This window comes from Quadrisphaera sp. DVD1, assembly GCF_058932755.1.
In genome coordinates this window covers 1-15755 of sequence record NZ_JBZYWI010000031.1, presented here as the reverse complement: position 1 = coordinate 15755, position 15755 = coordinate 1, and the positions used below count along the sequence as shown (strand labels likewise).

Here is a 15755-nt window from a genome sequence, read left to right as displayed (position 1 = left end):
GGCTCAGCGCCCCAGGGCCTCCGCGCGCAGGCGCTGGAGCTCGGACTGCAGCTCGGTCTCGACCGCGTCGGGGTCGGGCAGGCCGGCCGGGTCGTCGTCGCGGTCGACGGAGTAGTAGGCGTTCGTCAGCGGCAGGACGTCGAGCGGCAGCCGTGCGAGCGCGGCCCGGGCGCGCCCGCGGCGGGCCAGGCCGCCGGTGGCGTGGCCGACGAGGGTGAAGCCGTGCACCTCGAGCAGCGTCACCACCTGCTCGCGGTCGTACTCCGCCCGCCGCACCCGGTCGCGGCCGGCGCGGTCGGCGAGCAGCTCGGCCTCCACGGACTCCGCGCGCTGCTCGGCCCGCCGGGCCTCGCGCTGCGCGCGCCGCAGCGCGACCACGGCGACGGCCGCCAGCGCGCCGGTGACCACCGCCCCCAGCCACTGCGGCACGCTGCCCCAGTCGAGGTCGGTCGTCCACTGCACGCGAGGACCCTAGGCGGTCGCCGCGCCCGCGCCTGGCTCCCCCGGCCCCGCGGCGTGGCGGGTCAGAAGGTCGTGCTCCCGCTCTGCGCCGCCATGAGCAGGACCACCAGCCAGGCGCCGAGGACGAGCCAGACGACGACGCCCGCGACGAGGCCGACGGCCCCGACGACGAGGCCCGCGACCGCGATCCCCCGGCCCTCCACCCGGCCGGCCCGCACGTCGCGCAGCGCGAGGGCGGCCAGCACGAGGGCGACCGCGGAGCCCAGCCCGGCCAGCCACACGACGCCGACGACGACCGCGGCCACGGCCCGGCGGGAGGTCGGCAGCCGCGCGGGCCGCAGCTCCTCCGCCGGGACGCCGGGGGCGCTGGGCAGGCGGGGGGCGAGCGGGCCGGGTCGGCTCACAGGGCTCGCCAGCAGATCAGCGCGGCCGTCCGGGCGTGGAGGGCGGCGCGGACCAGCGCGGTGGCCACCGACCCGGCGCGGGTCGGCCGCGTGCGCAGCTCGGCGGCCGCCGGCGCGGGCGAGGCCGCCTCGGCACCGGCGGGTGCCGCCTGCTCGGTGAGCACGGCCTGGGGCGCGGGGGCCGGCGCGGCAGCGGGCGCGGGGGCCGGGACCGGCGCGGGGACGGTCTGGGGGGCGGGCGCCGAGGCAGGGCTCGCGGCAGCTGCGGAGGGCTGCGCGGGCGCGGGCCTGGCGGCGGGCTCCGGCGCGGGTGCCGGTGCGGGTGCCGAGGCGGCCGGAGCGGGCGCCGGTGCGGGCGCCGGAGCGGGCGCCGGAGCCCCCGGGCCGCCGGCCACGTAGTCGGCGAAGATCACGGCCGACCACAGCTGGCCGTCGCCGTCGTAGGCGACGCCGATGCCGATCGCGTCGTAGCGGTCGGTGTGGATGGTCTCGGAGTGGGAGGGGCTGTCCAGCCACGCCTGGTAGAGCGCGTGCGTGCCGCGCCCGGAGTAGCCGACGTTCTCGGCGATCCGCGAGTAGCCCGCGGGCGTGACCACGTCGTAGCCGTACCGGGGGTCCCCGGTGCTGTGGCGCATGGTCTGGTCGCCGGCCATCGTCTCGGCCCAGCCCTGCGCCACGGCGGCCAGGGCGGCGTCCGGGCGCAGCGGGGTGAGCCCGTTCTCGGCGCGCGTGGCGGCGTGGTCGGCGGCGAGGACGGCCAGGGCGTCACCCCGGGCGTCGGCGCGGGCCGGGGCCGCGGGGCCGAGCACGACGGAGGTGAGCGCGAGGACGGTCAGGGTCACGACGGACGCCAGGGCGGCGCGGATCTGCACGTGCTCGAGTCTCGCAGCGAGGGCCGCGCGAGACGGGTGCTTCGCCCACATCCGTCCCCGACGCATCCGGCACGAGCCAGACCCGACACGAGCCAGACCCGACACGAGCCGCGCCGGCGGGGTAGGAGCCGCTCGTGAGACCTCCCCGTGCCGCTGGCCCTCTCCCCCGCGCCGTCGGTGCCGCCCTCGCCGCGGCCTTCGGCCGCCTCGCGCGCCTGCGCGGAGCCAAGCCCGTGCACCCGCGGGGGTCGGTGGTCAGGGCCACCCTGCGCCGCACCGGTGCGCCACGGCCCTGGGGCGCGCCGTGGCTCGACGAGCCGGGCGAGGACGCCGTCGTCGTGCGCCTGTCGCGCTCGATCGGCCTGCCCGCGCCGCTGCCCGACGTCCTGGGCCTCGCGCTGCGCACCACCGACGCCGACGGCGACCACGACCTGCTGCTCAGCACGACCGGCACCGGGCGCCTCACCCGGTTCCTGCTGGCGCCGCGGCGCAGCGCCTCCGGCGCGCGCTACGGCTCGGTGCTCCCCGCCCGCAGCCCGCGCGGGCTCGTGGTGCTGGCGGCGGTCCCGGTGGCGAGCACGGACGGGAGCACGGACGGGGAGGGCGCGCGCTTCCGGCTGCTGGCGGCCGCCCCGACCGGGCCCTGGGAGCCGTTCGGCGAGCTGCTGCTGCACGGTCCGCTGGACGGGCCGGACGCGGACGTCGCCTTCGACCCGGTGCTGAACCCGCTGCCCGGGCTGGCGGTGCCGGCGGCGCTGGCCGCGGTGCGCGGCCCGGCCTACGCCGCGGCGCGCCGCGAGCGCCAGGCGGTGATCGCCAGGCGGTGATCGCCAGGAGCCGAGCGCTAGGAGCCGAGCGCCGCGGAGAACGTGCGGACGGTGCCGGCGATGACGCGGGCACCGAGCATGCTCAGGTCCTCGCGGCGGCCGGGCACCTTGCCGGGCTCGGCCCACACGGTGCAGGCGGTGACCTCCGCGCCGCGCTCGTCGAGCAGCCGCACCCGGTAGGCGGTGAGGGCGCCGCGGCGGATCGCGTCGCGCAGGTGGATCTCGCGACGGCGGAGGTCGGCCTCGAGGATCGCCACGACGTCGCGCCCCCAGCCCTGGCGGGCGGCGTCGAGGCGGTCGTCCTCGACCCGGGCCTGCGCCGGGTCGGCCTCGGCGTCGGGCTGCAGGTCGATGCTCCAGCCGCGCTCGGCCAGGGCGGCGCCGACCGCCCTCAGGCAGCGCTCGCGCTCGGCGGAGGCGGTGGCGGTGGTCTGGTGGGCGTCCTCGACGAGGCTGCCTCGGGTGGCGTGCACGCGCAGTCCATCGGCACCGCGGCGTCGATCTTGACCGCAGCGGCCGCGGCAGCGGTCAGGCGGGGCCGACCTGCTCGGCCTCCAGCCACTCGCACACGAGGCTGCCGCCACCGGTGGTCCAGACCACCCGCGCCATCCAGCCGGCGCCCTCCCGGCGCCACTCCAGCACGAGGCCGGGCCAGTCCGCGCCGGTGGCGTGAACCCAGCAGTGCACCCGGCGCTGGGGCCGCTGCACCTGCTCGGCCGCGCGGGCCGCGGCGTTGGCCTCCACGAGCCACGCCGGGAGCCCGGTGCCCGCCCGGTTGCTGCCTCCCGCCACCGCCGCAGGATGCCACGCGGTCGAACACCTGTGCGATCCGGCGCGCGGTGCGGTGGTCGCCCACCACCCGGATGCTGCAGGATCTCCGGGTGATCACCGTCGCCGCAGACCGCCCGTGGCTGGCCCGCTACGCCCCCGGCGTGCCGGCGGACGTCCCCGAGCCCACGGCGTCCCTGCCCCGCCTGCTGCAGGAGGCGGCGCAGCGCTTCGCCGACCGCCCGGTCACCGACTTCTCCGGCGCCACCACCACCTACGCCCAGCTCCTGGCCACCGCCTCGCGGGCCGCTGAGGCGCTGCGCCGCGCCGGGGTGGGCGCCGGCGACCGCGTCGCCCTGGCGCTGCCCAACGCCCCCCAGCACCTGGTCGCCTTCTACGCCGTGCTGCGCCTGGGCGCGGTCGTCGTCGAGCTCAACCCGCTGCACACCGCCGAGGAGCTGCGCGCCCAGCTGTCGGACTCCGGCGCCCGCGTCGTCGTCACCTGGCCGGGGTCGGCCGCCACCGTGCACGAGGCGCTGGCCGCGGCCGCCGGGCCGGACGCCGTCCTGCTCGTCGCCGACCTCACCGCCGAGCTGCCCCTCGCCAAGCGGGTCGCGCTGCGCCTGCCGCTGGCGAAGGCCCGCGCGCAGCGCGCGCAGCTCGTCGCCCCGCTGCCGCCCGGGGCGCTGAGCTGGGAGCGCGCCGTCGCCGCAGCGGGCCCGCTCGACCCCGCCCACCCCGAGCCGGCGGTCACCGACGTCGCGGCGCTGCTCTACACCGGCGGCACCACGGGCGCGCCCAAGGCCGCCGTCCTGACCCACCGCAACCTCGCCGCCAACGCCGCGCAGGGGCGGGCGTGGGTGCCGGAGCTGCGCGAGGGCGAGGAGGTCGTCCTCGCGGTGCTGCCGCTCTTCCACGCCTACGGGCTGACGCTGTGCCTGACCTTCGCGGTGAGCACCGGCGCCTGCCTGCTGCTGCTGCCCCGCTTCGACGTGGACGCCGTCCTCGCCGCCTGGCGCCGCCGGCCCGCGACGTTCGTCCCGGGCGTGCCGCCGATCTACCAGCGCCTGGCGCAGGCCGCGGCCGAGCGCGGGGCCGACCTGTCCTCGGCGCGGTTCGCCCTCTCCGGCGCGATGGCGCTGCCGCCGGCCACCGTGGACCTCTGGGAGCGGGTGACCGGCGGGCTGCTCGTCGAGGGCTACGGGATGACCGAGGCCTCCCCCGTGGCGCTGGGCAACCCGATCTCCCCCGCCCGCCGCCCCGGCTCGATCGGCGTCCCGTTCCCCTCCACCCGGATGCGGGTGGTCGACCCCGAGGACCCGAGCACCGACGTCGCGCCCGGCCGGCGCGGCGAGCTGCTCGTGCAGGGCCCGCAGGTCTTCGCCGGCTACTGGAACCGGCCGGAGGAGACCGCCGCCGCCCTGCTGCCCGGCGGCTGGCTGCGCACCGGCGACATCGTCGAGCAGGACGGCGACGGGTACGTGCGCGTGGTCGACCGGATCAAGGAGCTCGTCATCGTCGGCGGCTTCAACGTCCACCCCTCCGAGGTCGAGGACGTGCTGCGCGCCCACCCCGACGTCGACGACGCCGCCGTGGTGGGCCTGCCCGACCACACCACCGGCGAGCGCGTGGCCGCCGCGGTCGTCGCCCGCGCCGGGGCGCTGGTCGAGGCCGAGGCGCTGCGCGCGTGGGCCCGCGAGCGCCTGGCGGGCTACAAGGTGCCCTCGGTGGTGGACCTCGTGCACGAGCTGCCGCGCAGCCAGCTGGGCAAGGTGCTGCGGCGGGTCGTGCGCGAGCGCATGGCGCGTCAGGGGCGGTAGCGCTCCACGAGGGCGTCGAAGAGGGCGTCGAGGCGCTCGTCGACCACGGCGCTGTCGGGGTGCGCGTCGTACCAGTCGACGACCTCCCGGGCGCCCACGGCGAAGGGCACGGTCGCCGTCCAGCCCGGCACGACCGACTTGATCTTGGAGTTGTCGAAGACGCTGGAGTTCGTCTTGTCGCCCAGCAGGCCGGCGCCGAGCTCGGGGTCCGCGGCGGCGATCGCGTCGGAGGGCACGTGGACGACGTCCAGCTCGGCGCCCGCCGCCGACGCGACGTCGGCGTAGACCTGGTCCCACGTCGGCGCCTCGTCCGAGGTGATGTGGAAGGCGTCGCCCACCGCGCGCGGGTTCGCCAGCAGGCCGGTGAAGGCGCGCGCGAAGTCGGTGTGGTGGGTCAGCGTCCACAGCGAGGAGCCGTCGCCGTGGACGACGACCGGGCGGCCCGCCCGCATCCGCGCCACGTCGGTCCAGCCGCCCGTGGTCGGCAGCGCGGTGCGGTCGTAGGTGTGCGAGGGCCGCACGACGGTCGCCGGGAAGGCGTCCTCGCGGTAGGCGCGCACGAGGAGGTCCTCGCAGGCGATCTTGTCGCGCGAGTACTGCCAGTGCGGGTTGCGCAGCGGCGTGGACTCGAGGATCGGCAGCCGCGCGGCCGGCGTCTGGTAGGCCGAGGCCGAGCTGATGAAGACGTACTGGCCGGTGCGGCCGGTGAACAGGTCGACGTCGGCCTGCACGTGCTCGGGGGTGAAGGCGACGAAGTCGACGACGACGTCGAACTCGCGCCCGCCGAGCGCCTCGCGCACGGCCGCGGGGTCGCGCACGTCGGCGGTGAGCACCTCGGCGCCCTCGGGCACCGGGCGCAGGGACGTCGTCCCGCGGTTGAGCAGGGTCAGCTCCATCCCCGCCGCCAGGGCGGCGGGCGCGCAGGCCGAGCTGATGATGCCGGTGCCGCCGATGAACAGGACCCGAGGACTCGTCATGGCGGCAGCGTGCACGACGGCCCGGCAGGGGGCATCCTCACCAGCAGGCACCGCGGCCCGCGGCGCCGCCCTGCGCCGGTGGAGGTCCGACAGTGGCATCGACGACGGTTGACCAGCCCGGCCCGGCGCCCTCGGGCGGCTCGGGCCCGGCGAGCTCCGGCTCGCGGCTGCGCTCCGTGGTGGTCTGGACGCTCGTGGCGCTGGTGGGCGCCACCTGCTGGACCGTCCTGGCCCTGGCGCGCGGGGAGGAGGTCTCCGCGCTGTGGATCCTCTTCGCGGCGCTGGCCTCCTACGCCATCGCCTACCGGTTCTACGCGCGCTTCATCACCACCCGCGTGCTGGGGGCCGACGACACCCGCGCCACCCCGGCCGAGCGGCTGGAGGACGGGACCGACTTCGAGGTGACCGACCGGCGGGTGCTCTTCGGCCACCACTTCGCCGCGATCGCCGGGGCCGGCCCGCTCGTGGGGCCGGTGCTGGCCGCGCAGATGGGCTACCTGCCCGGCACGATCTGGATCGTCGTCGGCGTCATCTTCGCCGGCGCCGTGCAGGACCTCGTGGTGCTGTTCTTCTCGATGCGCCGCGACGGCAAGAGCCTGGGCCAGATGGTGCGCGAGGAGATCGGCCTGGTGGGCGGCGTGGCGGCGCTCATCGCCGTGTTCGCCATCATGATCATCATCCTGGCGGTGCTGGCGCTGATCGTCGTCAACGCCCTCGCCGAGTCGCCGTGGGGCGTGTTCTCCATCGCGCTGACCATCCCGATCGCCCTGTTCATGGGGCTGTACCTGCGGGTGATCCGGCCCGGGCGGGTGCTCGAGGCCACCGGCATCGGCGTCGTCCTGCTGCTGCTGGCCATCATCGGCGGCGGCTACGTCGAGCAGCTGGGCCTGGCCGACTCCCTGACGCTCTCCCGCGAGACCCTCGTGCTCGCCCTCGTCGTCTACGGCTTCATCGCCTCCGTGCTGCCGGTGTGGCTGCTGCTGACGCCGCGCGACTACCTCTCGACCTTCATGAAGATCGGCGTCATCGTGCTGCTCGCGGTCGGGCTGCTGCTGGCCCGGCCCGTCCTCGCCAACGACGCCGTGACGAGCTTCGCGCGGGAGGGGAACGGGCCGGTCTTCGCCGGGTCGCTGTTCCCCTTCGTCTTCATCACCATCGCCTGCGGCGCGCTGTCGGGCTTCCACGCGCTCATCGCCTCGGGCACGACGCCGAAGATGGTGGCCAAGGAGAGCCAGGTCCGCCTCATCGGCTACGGCGGCATGCTCATGGAGTCCTTCGTCGCCATCAGCGCGCTCATCGCCGCCTCCGTGATCGACCAGGGCCTCTACTTCGCGATGAACTCCCCCGCTGGCGCCACCGGCGGCAGCCCCGAGACCGCGGCGCAGTTCGTCGCCGGGCTCGGCTTCTCCACCCCGGCCGCCGACATCGCCGGCGCCGCGACGGCCGTCGACGAGCCGAGCCTCGTCTCGCGCACCGGCGGGGCCCCGACCCTGGCGCTGGGCATGTCCCAGATCTTCGCCAGCGCCTTCGGCGGCGGCCTCCAGGCCTTCTGGTACCACTTCGCGATCATGTTCGAGGCGCTGTTCATCCTCACCGCCGTGGACGCCGGCACGCGGGTCGGGCGCTTCATGCTCCAGGACACGGTCGGCAACGTCTGGAAGCGGTTCGGCGACCTGTCCTGGCGCCCGGGCACCTACCTGGCCAGCGCCGTCGTGGTCGGGCTGTGGGGCTACTTCCTCTACGTGGGGGTGACCGACCCGCTCGGCGGCATCAACCAGCTCTTCCCGCTCTTCGGCATCGCCAACCAGCTGCTCGCCGCGATCGCCCTGACGCTGGCGACCACGCTGCTCGTCAAGCACGGGAAGGCGCGGTGGGCGTGGGTGCCCGGCGTCCCGCTCGTCTGGGACCTCGTCGTGACCCTCACCGCCAGCTGGCAGAAGGTCTTCTCCGACAACCCCGCCCTGGGCTACTTCGCGCAGCGCTCCCGCTACGCCGAGGCGCGCGACGCCGGTGAGGTGCTGGCGCCGGCCACCGACGCCGACCAGATGGGCCAGGTCATCACCAACTCGACCGTGAACGGGATCCTGCAGAGCGCCTTCGCGCTGCTGGTCGTCGTCGTCGTGGCCAACGCCGCGGTCGTCATCGTGCGGGCGCTGCGGGCCGGGTCGCTGCCGACGACCGAGGTGCCGCACACCCGCTCGTCCCTGGTCGCCCCGGCGGGGATCTTCCCCACGCCGGAGGAGAAGCGGGCGCTGGCCGAGCACGAGCGGCTCGTCGGCGCCGGGCGCGCCCCGGCCGCCGGCGGCGCGTGGAGCGGGGAGGACGGCCGGTGAGCGCCGGCCGGCCGGGGCAGCTGGCCCGGGCCTGGCGCGGGGTGGTCTGGTACCTGCGCGAGGTCAGCGGCGAGGGCCGCTGGGACGCCTACCTGCGCGAGTGCGCCACCCACGGGCACGCGCCGGTCAGCCGGCGCGAGTTCGAGCGGCGGCGCGCCGACGCGGCGGCCGCCTCGCCCGTGCAGCGCTGCTGCTGATCCCGGCCTCCGCCGGGGTGGCCGAGCGCGACGCCGCCGCACGCAGGCCCCGCGCACCTGCAGCAGATGCCGCTCCAGGGCCGACCGAGGCGACACCTGCTGCAGGCGCGGCCACGGGGGTGCGGCCATGCCTCTGCAGGCACCGCACCCGGGGACGACCCGCTCACCCCTCACCGCCAGGGTGGCCGAACGCCACGCACCCTAGAGCCCGTCGACCGTCGCCAGGAGCAGCGGCGCCTCCTGGCCCGGCCAGGTGCCGGTGAGCACCGGTCCCGCGGCGGCGCCCGTGCCGGCGGCGGGCCTCCGCAGGAGGGTGAGGGCCAGGCCCGCGCCGATCCGCGTGGTGCTCCCCTCGTGGGTGACGACGGGCGCCACCAGGCCAGGGACGGCGGACGCCGGCGCGGACCCGCTCCCCCGGACGTGCGTGGTGAGCTCCTCCTGCACCAGCCCCGCCTCGGTGGCGGCGAAGAGGTCCGCCTCCCGCCCGCCGGTGAGGATCGCCGTCACCACGGCGGTCAGGTAGACGGGATCGTGGCAGCCGTCGTAGACCCAGCGGTCCCCCAGCGTGGTGTGGGTCATCGTGGTGACCAGCGCGTGCTCGGCGGACGCGAGCGGCCGGCCGCGGTAGGTCAGCGGCACCTGGAGCACCTGGCCGTCGGCGGCGCTGAGCAGGTGCGTCTCGATGCCGACCTCGCCGTCAGGGTCGTCGAAGCGGTAGGAGCCGAGCCTGGTGAGCGCGGAGGTGTCCGCGCCACGGGCCCACGACTGGTGCGGGACCCAGGCCTGGAGCAGCTCGAGCTTGCCGGGGACGATCGTCGCCGGGTGGTGGACGGCCATCCGGGGAGTCTGGCACCGCCGGATCAGGCGTCGGGGCCCCGGCTCGGCGCCGGCGTCCGCTCGCGGTCGGTGCGCCGCCCGGCCGCGCGCCGTCGGGCGACCTCGACCAGCGCGGTGGCGAGGAGCACCACGGCCACCGCGATCCCCCAGCGGACCAGCACGGGCGGGTCGACGGTGACGTCGAGGGCGAGGTTGACCGCGAGGGCGAGGACCAGGACCGCGAGTGCGCGGATCGTGCGCTCGCCCCCGCTCATGAGGCGACCGTACTGGCCCGCGCCCGTCGATCACAGGGGCACGACGCGGTCACGGCCCGGGGAGCGCCGTCGGACTGCGGCGGTGCGCGCGCTCGCGCTCGCGGGGGTCAGGCGGTGGTGCTGATCCGCGACCAGTCCGTGCCCGAGCGCCCGGCGGCGGCAGCGGCCTTCGCCGCCTCGCGCTGGGCGGAGCGGGCGCGCCAGCGGGCGACGCCCTGCTCGGTGCTCGGACGCGCGGGCGCGGCCGGCCGGGTCGCCGCGCCGGTCGTCGTCACCGGGTGGGAGGGCACCTCGCGCACCGTGCCGGGCACCAGGCGGGTCCAGCCGGTGCCGGTCCACACGTGGGTCACCTGCGCGGTCCAGCCGTTGCGCGTCATCGTCAGGCGCTCGCACTCGGGCACGGCGGAGTCCAGGTAGAGGTCACCGGGGAGCGGGCCGTCGGCACGACGAGGAGCGGGGATCACGCTCCCACGCTACCCACCGCCACCGGGCTGCGGGCGAAGGACACGCCTCGCGGCGCGACGCGACCTCAGGCCCCGCGCAGCTGCTGGCGCCGCGCGGCGAGCGCGAACAGCGCGGCGTACGCCTCGGCGACGGCCTCGGCGTCACCGGAGGCCTCCAGCCGCTGGGCGCGCCCGCGCAGCTCGGCCTCCTGGCGCAGCAGGTCGCGGTCGAGCACGCGGCGCAGCAGGTCTGCGGCCAGGCGCGCGGCGCCCTCTCCGCTGCTCTCCGGCAGCGGGGCCACGGCCAGCTCGCCGACCACCCCGGCCACCGACTCCCCCGCGGCCTCGCGCACCCGCTCCACCCAGGCCGGGCCGGCCGCGGCGACCCCACCCAGGGAGCGGACGGCGTCGTGCACAGCCCGGTGCGCGGGCACGGCGAAGGCGTCCGGGCCGAGCGCGTCGAAGTCGGCGGCGGGCACGGAGGACGGCGACTGCAGCACCACCTGGAGCAGCTGGCGCTCGGAGGCGAAGACCGGGTCGCGGTCCGGCGGCGCGGCCGGGCGCCGGGTCAGCGGAGCCGCCGGGCGCCCGTTCGTGCCGCCGCCCGAGGAGCTGACCGCGCGGGAGACCGCCTCGACCTCCATGCCCAGCCAGCCGGCGAGGCGGCGGGCGTACTCCGGGCGCAGCGAGCGGTCCTTGATGCCGGCGACCACCGGCGCGGCGGCGCGCAGCGCCTGCACCCGGCCCTCGGCGGTGTCGAGGTCGTAGCCGGACAGGGTGGAGCGGATCGCGAACTCGAACAGCGGACGCCGGCTGGCCACGAGCTCGCGCACCGCCTCGTCTCCCTTGGTGCTGCGCAGGTCGCACGGGTCCAGACCGCCGGGCTCGACGGCCACGAAGGTCTGCGCGACGAAGCGCTGGTCCTCCTCGAAGGCGCGCAGGGCCGCCTTCTGGCCGGCCTCGTCGCCGTCGAAGGTGAACACGACCTCGCCGGAGCGCGCGTCGTCGTCGGCCATGATCCGGCGGACGATCGCGATGTGCTCGCTGCCGAAGGCGGTGCCGCAGGTGGCCACGGCCGTGGTCACCCCGGCGAGGTGGCAGGCCATGACGTCGGTGTAGCCCTCGACGACGACGACCTGCTTGCTGCGGGCGACGTCCCGCTTGGCCAGGTCGAGCCCGTAGAGCACCGAGGACTTGCGGTACAGCGGGCTGTCGGGGGTGTTGAGGTACTTGGGGCCGTTGTCGTCCTCGAGCAGCTTGCGCGCCCCGAACCCGATCGTGGCGCCGGTGGTGTCGCGGATCGGCCACACCAGGCGGCCGCGGAAGCGGTCGAAGGGGCCGCGCGAGGCGTTCTGGCCCCGGCTGGCCAGGCCGCCGGTGACGAGCTCGTCGTCGGTGAAGCCGCGGCCGCGCAGGTGCTTCGTCAGCGCGTCCCAGCCGGCCGGCGCGAACCCGACGCCGAAGGTCGCTGCCGCCGCGCGGTCGAAGCCGCGCTCGACGAGGAAGCGGCGGCCGACCTCCGCACCGGGGCTGAAGAGCTGCTCGGCGTAGAACTCGGCGGCGACGCGGTGGGCGTCGAGCAGCCGCTGGCGGCGGCCGACGTCCTGCTGCGGGCGGGGGGCACCGCCCTCCTCGTAGCGCAGCTGGTGGCCGATCCGGCCGGCCAGGCGCTCGACGGCCTCGACGAAGGTGACGCCGTCGACCTTCTCCAGGAACGCGAAGACGTCGCCGTCCTCGCCGCAGCCGAAGCAGTGGTAGCGCCCGACGCCGGGGCGCACGTGGAAGGAGGGCGAGCGCTCGTCGTGGAAGGGGCACAGGCCCTTCATCGAGCCCACGCCCGCGGTCTTCAGGGTGACGTGCTCGCCGACGACCTCTTCGATCCGGGTGCGCTCACGGACGAGGTCGACGTCCTCCCGCCGGATCCTGCCCGCCACCCTGGGAGTCTAGGCGCGACCCGCGCTGCAGGAGGCCACCGTCCCTGCCGATGGGGACGAGCAGGGCCGACGCCGTCGGCCGGGGAGGAGGGGACCGCGTGCGCGACCTGCTCACCTGGCTGCCGCCGTGGCCCCTGCTCGTCGCGGTCGTGCTGGTGGTCGTCGACCTCGCGATCCGCGTCACCGCGGTCGCGGTGGTCCCCACGAACCGGCGCCCGTCGTCGGCGATGGCGTGGCTGCTGGCGATCTTCTTCGTGCCCTACGCCGGCGTCGCGGCGTTCCTGCTCATCGGCAGCCCCAAGCTGCCCCGCGCGCGGCGGGCCAAGCAGCGCACGATCAACCGGCTGATCATGGCCCGCACCCAGGGCATGGACCTCGTGCGCCTGGAGGACCCGTGGCCGCCGTGGCTCGGCTCGGTCGTGGCGCTGAACCGCCGCCTCGGGGCGATGCCGCTGGTCACCGGCAACGGGGCGACGATGCTCACCGACTACCACGAGTCCCTCGCGGCGATGACCGCCGAGGTGGACGCCGCGACCTCGCAGGTGCACGCGGAGTTCTACATCCTCATGCTCGACGAGAGCACCGCGCCGCTCTTCGACGCCCTGGAGCGCGCGGTGGCGCGCGGGGTGACCGTGCGGGTGCTGCTGGACCACGTGGCCTCGCTGCGCACGCCGGGGTACCGGGCGACGACGCGGCGGCTCACGGCGATGGGCGCGCAGTGGCGGCCGATGCTGCCGGTCCAGCCGCTGCGCGGCCACTACCAGCGCCCGGACCTGCGCAACCACCGCAAGCTGCTGGTCGTGGACGGCGCGGTCGCCTTCACCGGCTCCCAGAACGTCATCGAGCGCGGCTACCACAAGCGCCGCCACCGCCGGCGGAGCCTGCAGTGGCAGGACCTCGTCGTGCGCTTCGAGGGGCCCGTGGTGGCCGAGCTCGGCGCCGTGTTCGCCACCGACTGGTACAGCGAGACCGACGAGCTCCTGGGCGAGCGCCGCGAGGAGCTGCCCGCGCCGGCCCGGCCCGGGGCGCTGGACTGCCAGGTGGTGCCCAGCGGCCCCGGCTTCGCCGGGGAGAACAACCTCAAGCTCTTCAACGCGCTCATCTACTACGCCCAGGAGCGGATCGGGATCACGAGCCCGTACGTGGTGCCCGACGAGTCGATGCTCGTGGCGCTGACGACCGCCGCCGAGCGGGGCCTGGCCGTCGACCTCTTCGTCTCCGAGCGCGGCGACCAGTGGCTGACGCACCACTCCCAGGACTCGTACTACGAGGCGCTGCTGCGGGCCGGCGTGCGGATCTGGCTCTACCCCGAGCCGTACGTGCTGCACGCCAAGCACGTGACGATCGACGACGACGTCGCCGTGGTGGGCTCGAGCAACATGGACATGCGCTCCTTCAGCCTCAACCTCGAGGTCTCGGTGATGGTGCGCGGGCAGGCCTTCGTGCGCGAGCTGCGCGCGGTCGAGGACGGCTACCGGGCGCGCAGCCGGGAGCTCACGCTGGCCGAGTGGCAGGCCCGCCCCTGGCGGCACAAGGTGCTCGACAACCTCGCCCGCCTCACCTCCGCCCTGCAGTAGCGGCGCTGCTGCAGGGCGGAGGCGGGCTGGGCCGGGCGGTGGTGGGCCCGGCTCAGGCCTTCGTGCTGAACGCGGCGTCGAAGGCCGCCGCCGGGGGCCGGATCTGCTCGGCCAGGCGCCGCACGAACGCCAGCGCGTCGGGCGCGCCCACGAGGCGGTCCATGCCGGCGTCCTCCCACTCCACGCTCGTGGGGCCGGTGTAGCCGATGGCGTTGAGCATCCGGAAGATCGGCTCCCACGGCACGTCGCCGTGGCCGGTGGAGACGAAGTCCCAGCCGCGGTGCGGGTCGGCCCACGCCAGGTGCGAGCCGAGCCGGCCGTTGCGCCCGTCCAGCTGCTTGACCGACTCCTTGCAGTGCACGTGGTAGATCCGCTCGCGGAAGTCGTCGAGGAAGCGCACCGGGTCGAGGTCCTGCCACACGAAGTGGCTGGGGTCGAAGTTGAGGCCGAACGCCTCGCGGTGCCCGACGGCCTCGAGGGCCCGCTTGGCGGTCCAGTAGTCGTAGGCGATCTCGCTGGGGTGCACCTCGAGGGCGAAGCGCACGCCCACCTCGTCGAAGACGTCGAGGATGGGGTTCCAGCGGTCGGCGAAGTCCTGGTACCCGCGCTCGACCATCTCCGGCGGCACCGGCGGGAACATGGCCACGGTGTGCCAGATCGAGGAGCCGGTGAAGCCGGTGACGGTCTTGACGCCGAGCGCGGCGGCGGTGCGGGCGGCGTCCTTGACGTACTCGGCCGCGCGCTGGCGCACGCCCTCGGGATCGCCGTCGCCCCAGACCTCCTCGGACACGATCGCCCGGTGGCGCTCGTCGATCGGGTGGTCGCAGACCGCCTGACCGGTCAGGTGCGCCGAGATCGTCCAGACGCCGAGGCCGTACCGCTCGAGGACGGCCTTCTTCTCGGCGATGTAGTCGGGGTCGCGCGCCCCGCGGGCGGCGTCCAGGTGGTCGCCCCAGGTGGCGATCTCGAGGCCGTCGAAGCCCCACTCCGAGGCCAGGCGGCACACCTCCTCGAAGGGCAGGTCGGCCCACTGGCCGGTGAACAGCGTGATCGGTCGAGCCATGGTGCGGGTGTTCCTCTCAGGCGGGGACGGGGGTCCAGGTGCTGGAGTGCTGGGCGCTGTCGATCACAGCGGCCATGACGCGCTGGACCTGCAGGCCGTCGGCGAAGGAGGGCGTGGGGTCCTCCCCCTTCCCGATGGCGGTGACCAGGTCGACCACCTGGTGGGCGAAGCCGTGCTCGTAGCCCAGGCCGTGGCCGGCCGGCCACCACGCGCCGACGTAGGGGTGCTCGGGCTCGGTGACGTAGATCCGGCGGAAGCCGGCGGTCGCGGCGTCCTCGGAGGCGTCGTAGAGGTGCAGGACGTTCATGTCCTCGAAGTCGAACGCCAGGCTGCCGGCCGAGCCGTTGAGCTCGATCCGGATGGCGTTCTTGCGCCCGCTGGCGAACCGCGTCGCCTCGAAGCTCGCGAGCGCCCCGCCGGACATGCGGGCGGTGAAGATCGCGGCGTCGTCGACCGTGACCGGGCCCGTCTCGCTGCCCCCCACGCCCGACAGCGCGCCGCCCGCGGTGGGCAGCGGCCGCTCCTTGACGAACGTCTCCATCACCGCGCTGACCCCGGTGATCGACTCACCGGTGATGTGCTGGGCCAGGTCGATGATGTGCGCGCCGATGTCGCCCAGCGCCCCGGACCCGGCCTTCTCCACCTGCAGCCGCCACGACAGCGGCGCCTGCGGGTCGGCGATCCAGTCCTGCAGGTACTGCGCGCGCACGTGCCGCACCTGCCCGATCCGGCCCGCGGCGACGAGCTGGCGGGCCAGCGCGATCGCCGGCACGCGCCGGTAGGTGAACCCGACCATCGCCCGCACCCCGCGCGCGCGGGCCCGCTCGGCCGCGGCGACCATCGCCTCGGCCTCCTCGACGGTGTTGGCCAGCGGCTTCTCGCACAGGACGTGCTTGCCGGCCTCGAGCGCCGCGATCGCGATCTCCGCGTGCGTGTCCCCCGGGGTGCAGACGTCGACGAGGTCGACGTCGTCGCGCTCGACGATGC

Annotated in this window: 17 protein-coding genes; 5 read left to right on the top strand and 12 right to left on the bottom strand. The window is 75.9% G+C overall.

Annotated features, from left to right (window positions below; all coding sequences use genetic code 11):
- Positions 1–3 precede the first annotated feature (3 nt).
- The 3 genes from AC5FZL_RS05605 to AC5FZL_RS05595 form a co-directional block, all read right to left on the bottom strand.
- Positions 4–462, bottom strand: coding sequence for a hypothetical protein (locus AC5FZL_RS05605; protein WP_493617585.1), 459 nt, complete (start codon positions 460–462; stop codon positions 4–6).
- A 62-nt stretch (positions 463–524) separates the two neighbouring features.
- Positions 525–866: a DUF4190 domain-containing protein gene (locus AC5FZL_RS05600; RefSeq protein ID WP_493617584.1), complete on the bottom strand. Its 342-nt coding sequence runs from the start codon at positions 864–866 to the stop codon at positions 525–527.
- Positions 863–1738: a CAP domain-containing protein gene (locus AC5FZL_RS05595; protein WP_493617583.1), complete on the bottom strand. Its 876-nt coding sequence runs from the start codon at positions 1736–1738 to the stop codon at positions 863–865. Before AC5FZL_RS05595 ends, AC5FZL_RS05600 begins: the two co-directional genes overlap by 4 nt.
- Before the next feature lie 134 nt (positions 1739–1872).
- Here AC5FZL_RS05595 and AC5FZL_RS05590 point away from each other — a divergent pair, with 134 nt between their 5' ends.
- Positions 1873–2565, top strand: a complete 693-nt coding sequence (locus AC5FZL_RS05590) for a hypothetical protein (protein ID WP_493617582.1) — start codon at positions 1873–1875, stop codon at positions 2563–2565.
- A 17-nt stretch (positions 2566–2582) separates the two neighbouring features.
- Here the strand turns inward: AC5FZL_RS05590 and AC5FZL_RS05585 are convergent, their stop codons facing one another.
- Positions 2583–3038, bottom strand: coding sequence for a hypothetical protein (locus tag AC5FZL_RS05585; RefSeq protein WP_493617581.1), 456 nt, complete (start codon positions 3036–3038; stop codon positions 2583–2585).
- Between the two features lie 55 nt (positions 3039–3093).
- Complete coding sequence (locus AC5FZL_RS05580) at positions 3094–3357, bottom strand: hypothetical protein (protein WP_493617580.1); 264 nt, start codon at positions 3355–3357, stop codon at positions 3094–3096.
- A gap of 71 nt (positions 3358–3428) precedes the next feature.
- Between AC5FZL_RS05580 and AC5FZL_RS05575 the strand changes: the two genes are divergently transcribed.
- Positions 3429–5153 carry a long-chain-fatty-acid--CoA ligase gene (locus AC5FZL_RS05575; protein WP_493617579.1) on the top strand — a complete coding sequence of 575 codons (1725 nt, stop codon included), beginning with the start codon at positions 3429–3431 and terminating at the stop codon, positions 5151–5153.
- Here AC5FZL_RS05575 and AC5FZL_RS05570 read toward each other — a convergent pair.
- Positions 5141–6130, bottom strand: a complete 990-nt coding sequence (locus AC5FZL_RS05570; RefSeq protein ID WP_493617578.1) for an NAD-dependent epimerase/dehydratase family protein — start codon at positions 6128–6130, stop codon at positions 5141–5143. The genes AC5FZL_RS05575 and AC5FZL_RS05570 overlap by 13 nt on opposite strands.
- Before the next feature lie 92 nt (positions 6131–6222).
- On the opposite strand from AC5FZL_RS05570, the gene AC5FZL_RS05565 reads away from it, so the two are divergent.
- Together AC5FZL_RS05565 and AC5FZL_RS05560 are read left to right on the top strand one after the other, a co-directional pair.
- Positions 6223–8463: a carbon starvation CstA family protein gene (locus AC5FZL_RS05565; protein ID WP_493617577.1), complete on the top strand. Its 2241-nt coding sequence runs from the start codon at positions 6223–6225 to the stop codon at positions 8461–8463.
- Positions 8460–8660, top strand: coding sequence for a YbdD/YjiX family protein (locus AC5FZL_RS05560; protein ID WP_493617576.1), 201 nt, complete (start codon positions 8460–8462; stop codon positions 8658–8660). The genes AC5FZL_RS05565 and AC5FZL_RS05560 overlap by 4 nt, the downstream gene beginning before the upstream one ends.
- Positions 8661–8861: 201 nt before the next feature.
- Here the strand turns inward: AC5FZL_RS05560 and AC5FZL_RS05555 are convergent, their stop codons facing one another.
- The 4 genes from AC5FZL_RS05555 to dnaG form a co-directional block, all read right to left on the bottom strand.
- Positions 8862–9497, bottom strand: coding sequence for a CG0192-related protein (locus AC5FZL_RS05555; RefSeq protein WP_493617575.1), 636 nt, complete (start codon positions 9495–9497; stop codon positions 8862–8864).
- A gap of 23 nt (positions 9498–9520) precedes the next feature.
- Complete coding sequence (locus AC5FZL_RS05550) at positions 9521–9751, bottom strand: hypothetical protein (RefSeq protein WP_493617574.1); 231 nt, start codon at positions 9749–9751, stop codon at positions 9521–9523.
- A 107-nt stretch (positions 9752–9858) separates the two neighbouring features.
- Positions 9859–10215: a hypothetical protein gene (locus AC5FZL_RS05545; RefSeq protein WP_493617573.1), complete on the bottom strand. Its 357-nt coding sequence runs from the start codon at positions 10213–10215 to the stop codon at positions 9859–9861.
- Between the two features lie 65 nt (positions 10216–10280).
- The gene (dnaG, locus tag AC5FZL_RS05540) at positions 10281–12128 is read right to left on the bottom strand and encodes a DNA primase (protein WP_493617572.1); all 1848 of its coding nucleotides are present in this window, start codon (positions 12126–12128) and stop codon (positions 10281–10283) included.
- A gap of 98 nt (positions 12129–12226) precedes the next feature.
- Here dnaG and cls point away from each other — a divergent pair, with 98 nt between their 5' ends.
- Entirely contained in the window at positions 12227–13705 is a 1479-nt protein-coding gene (gene cls / locus AC5FZL_RS05535) for a cardiolipin synthase (protein ID WP_493617571.1), read from the top strand.
- Positions 13706–13757: 52 nt separating this feature from the next.
- Here the strand turns inward: cls and AC5FZL_RS05530 are convergent, their stop codons facing one another.
- Both AC5FZL_RS05530 and AC5FZL_RS05525 read right to left on the bottom strand, forming a co-directional pair.
- Positions 13758–14768 carry a sugar phosphate isomerase/epimerase family protein gene (locus AC5FZL_RS05530; protein ID WP_493617570.1) on the bottom strand — a complete coding sequence of 337 codons (1011 nt, stop codon included), beginning with the start codon at positions 14766–14768 and terminating at the stop codon, positions 13758–13760.
- Between the two features lie 16 nt (positions 14769–14784).
- Positions 14785–15755 (bottom strand): Gfo/Idh/MocA family protein (locus AC5FZL_RS05525; protein ID WP_493617569.1); only part of this gene is annotated, 971 nt, incomplete at its 5' end.

Coding starts and splice junctions, on each gene's coding strand:
- AC5FZL_RS05530 (WP_493617570.1), bottom strand. CDS start 14,768: ATGGCTCGACCGATCACGCTGTTCACCGGCCAGTGGGCCGACCTGCCC.
- AC5FZL_RS05575 (WP_493617579.1), top strand. CDS start 3,429: ATGCTGCAGGATCTCCGGGTGATCACCGTCGCCGCAGACCGCCCGTGG.
- AC5FZL_RS05550 (WP_493617574.1), bottom strand. CDS start 9,751: ATGAGCGGGGGCGAGCGCACGATCCGCGCACTCGCGGTCCTGGTCCTC.
- AC5FZL_RS05570 (WP_493617578.1), bottom strand. CDS start 6,130: ATGACGAGTCCTCGGGTCCTGTTCATCGGCGGCACCGGCATCATCAGC.
- AC5FZL_RS05555 (WP_493617575.1), bottom strand. CDS start 9,497: ATGGCCGTCCACCACCCGGCGACGATCGTCCCCGGCAAGCTCGAGCTG.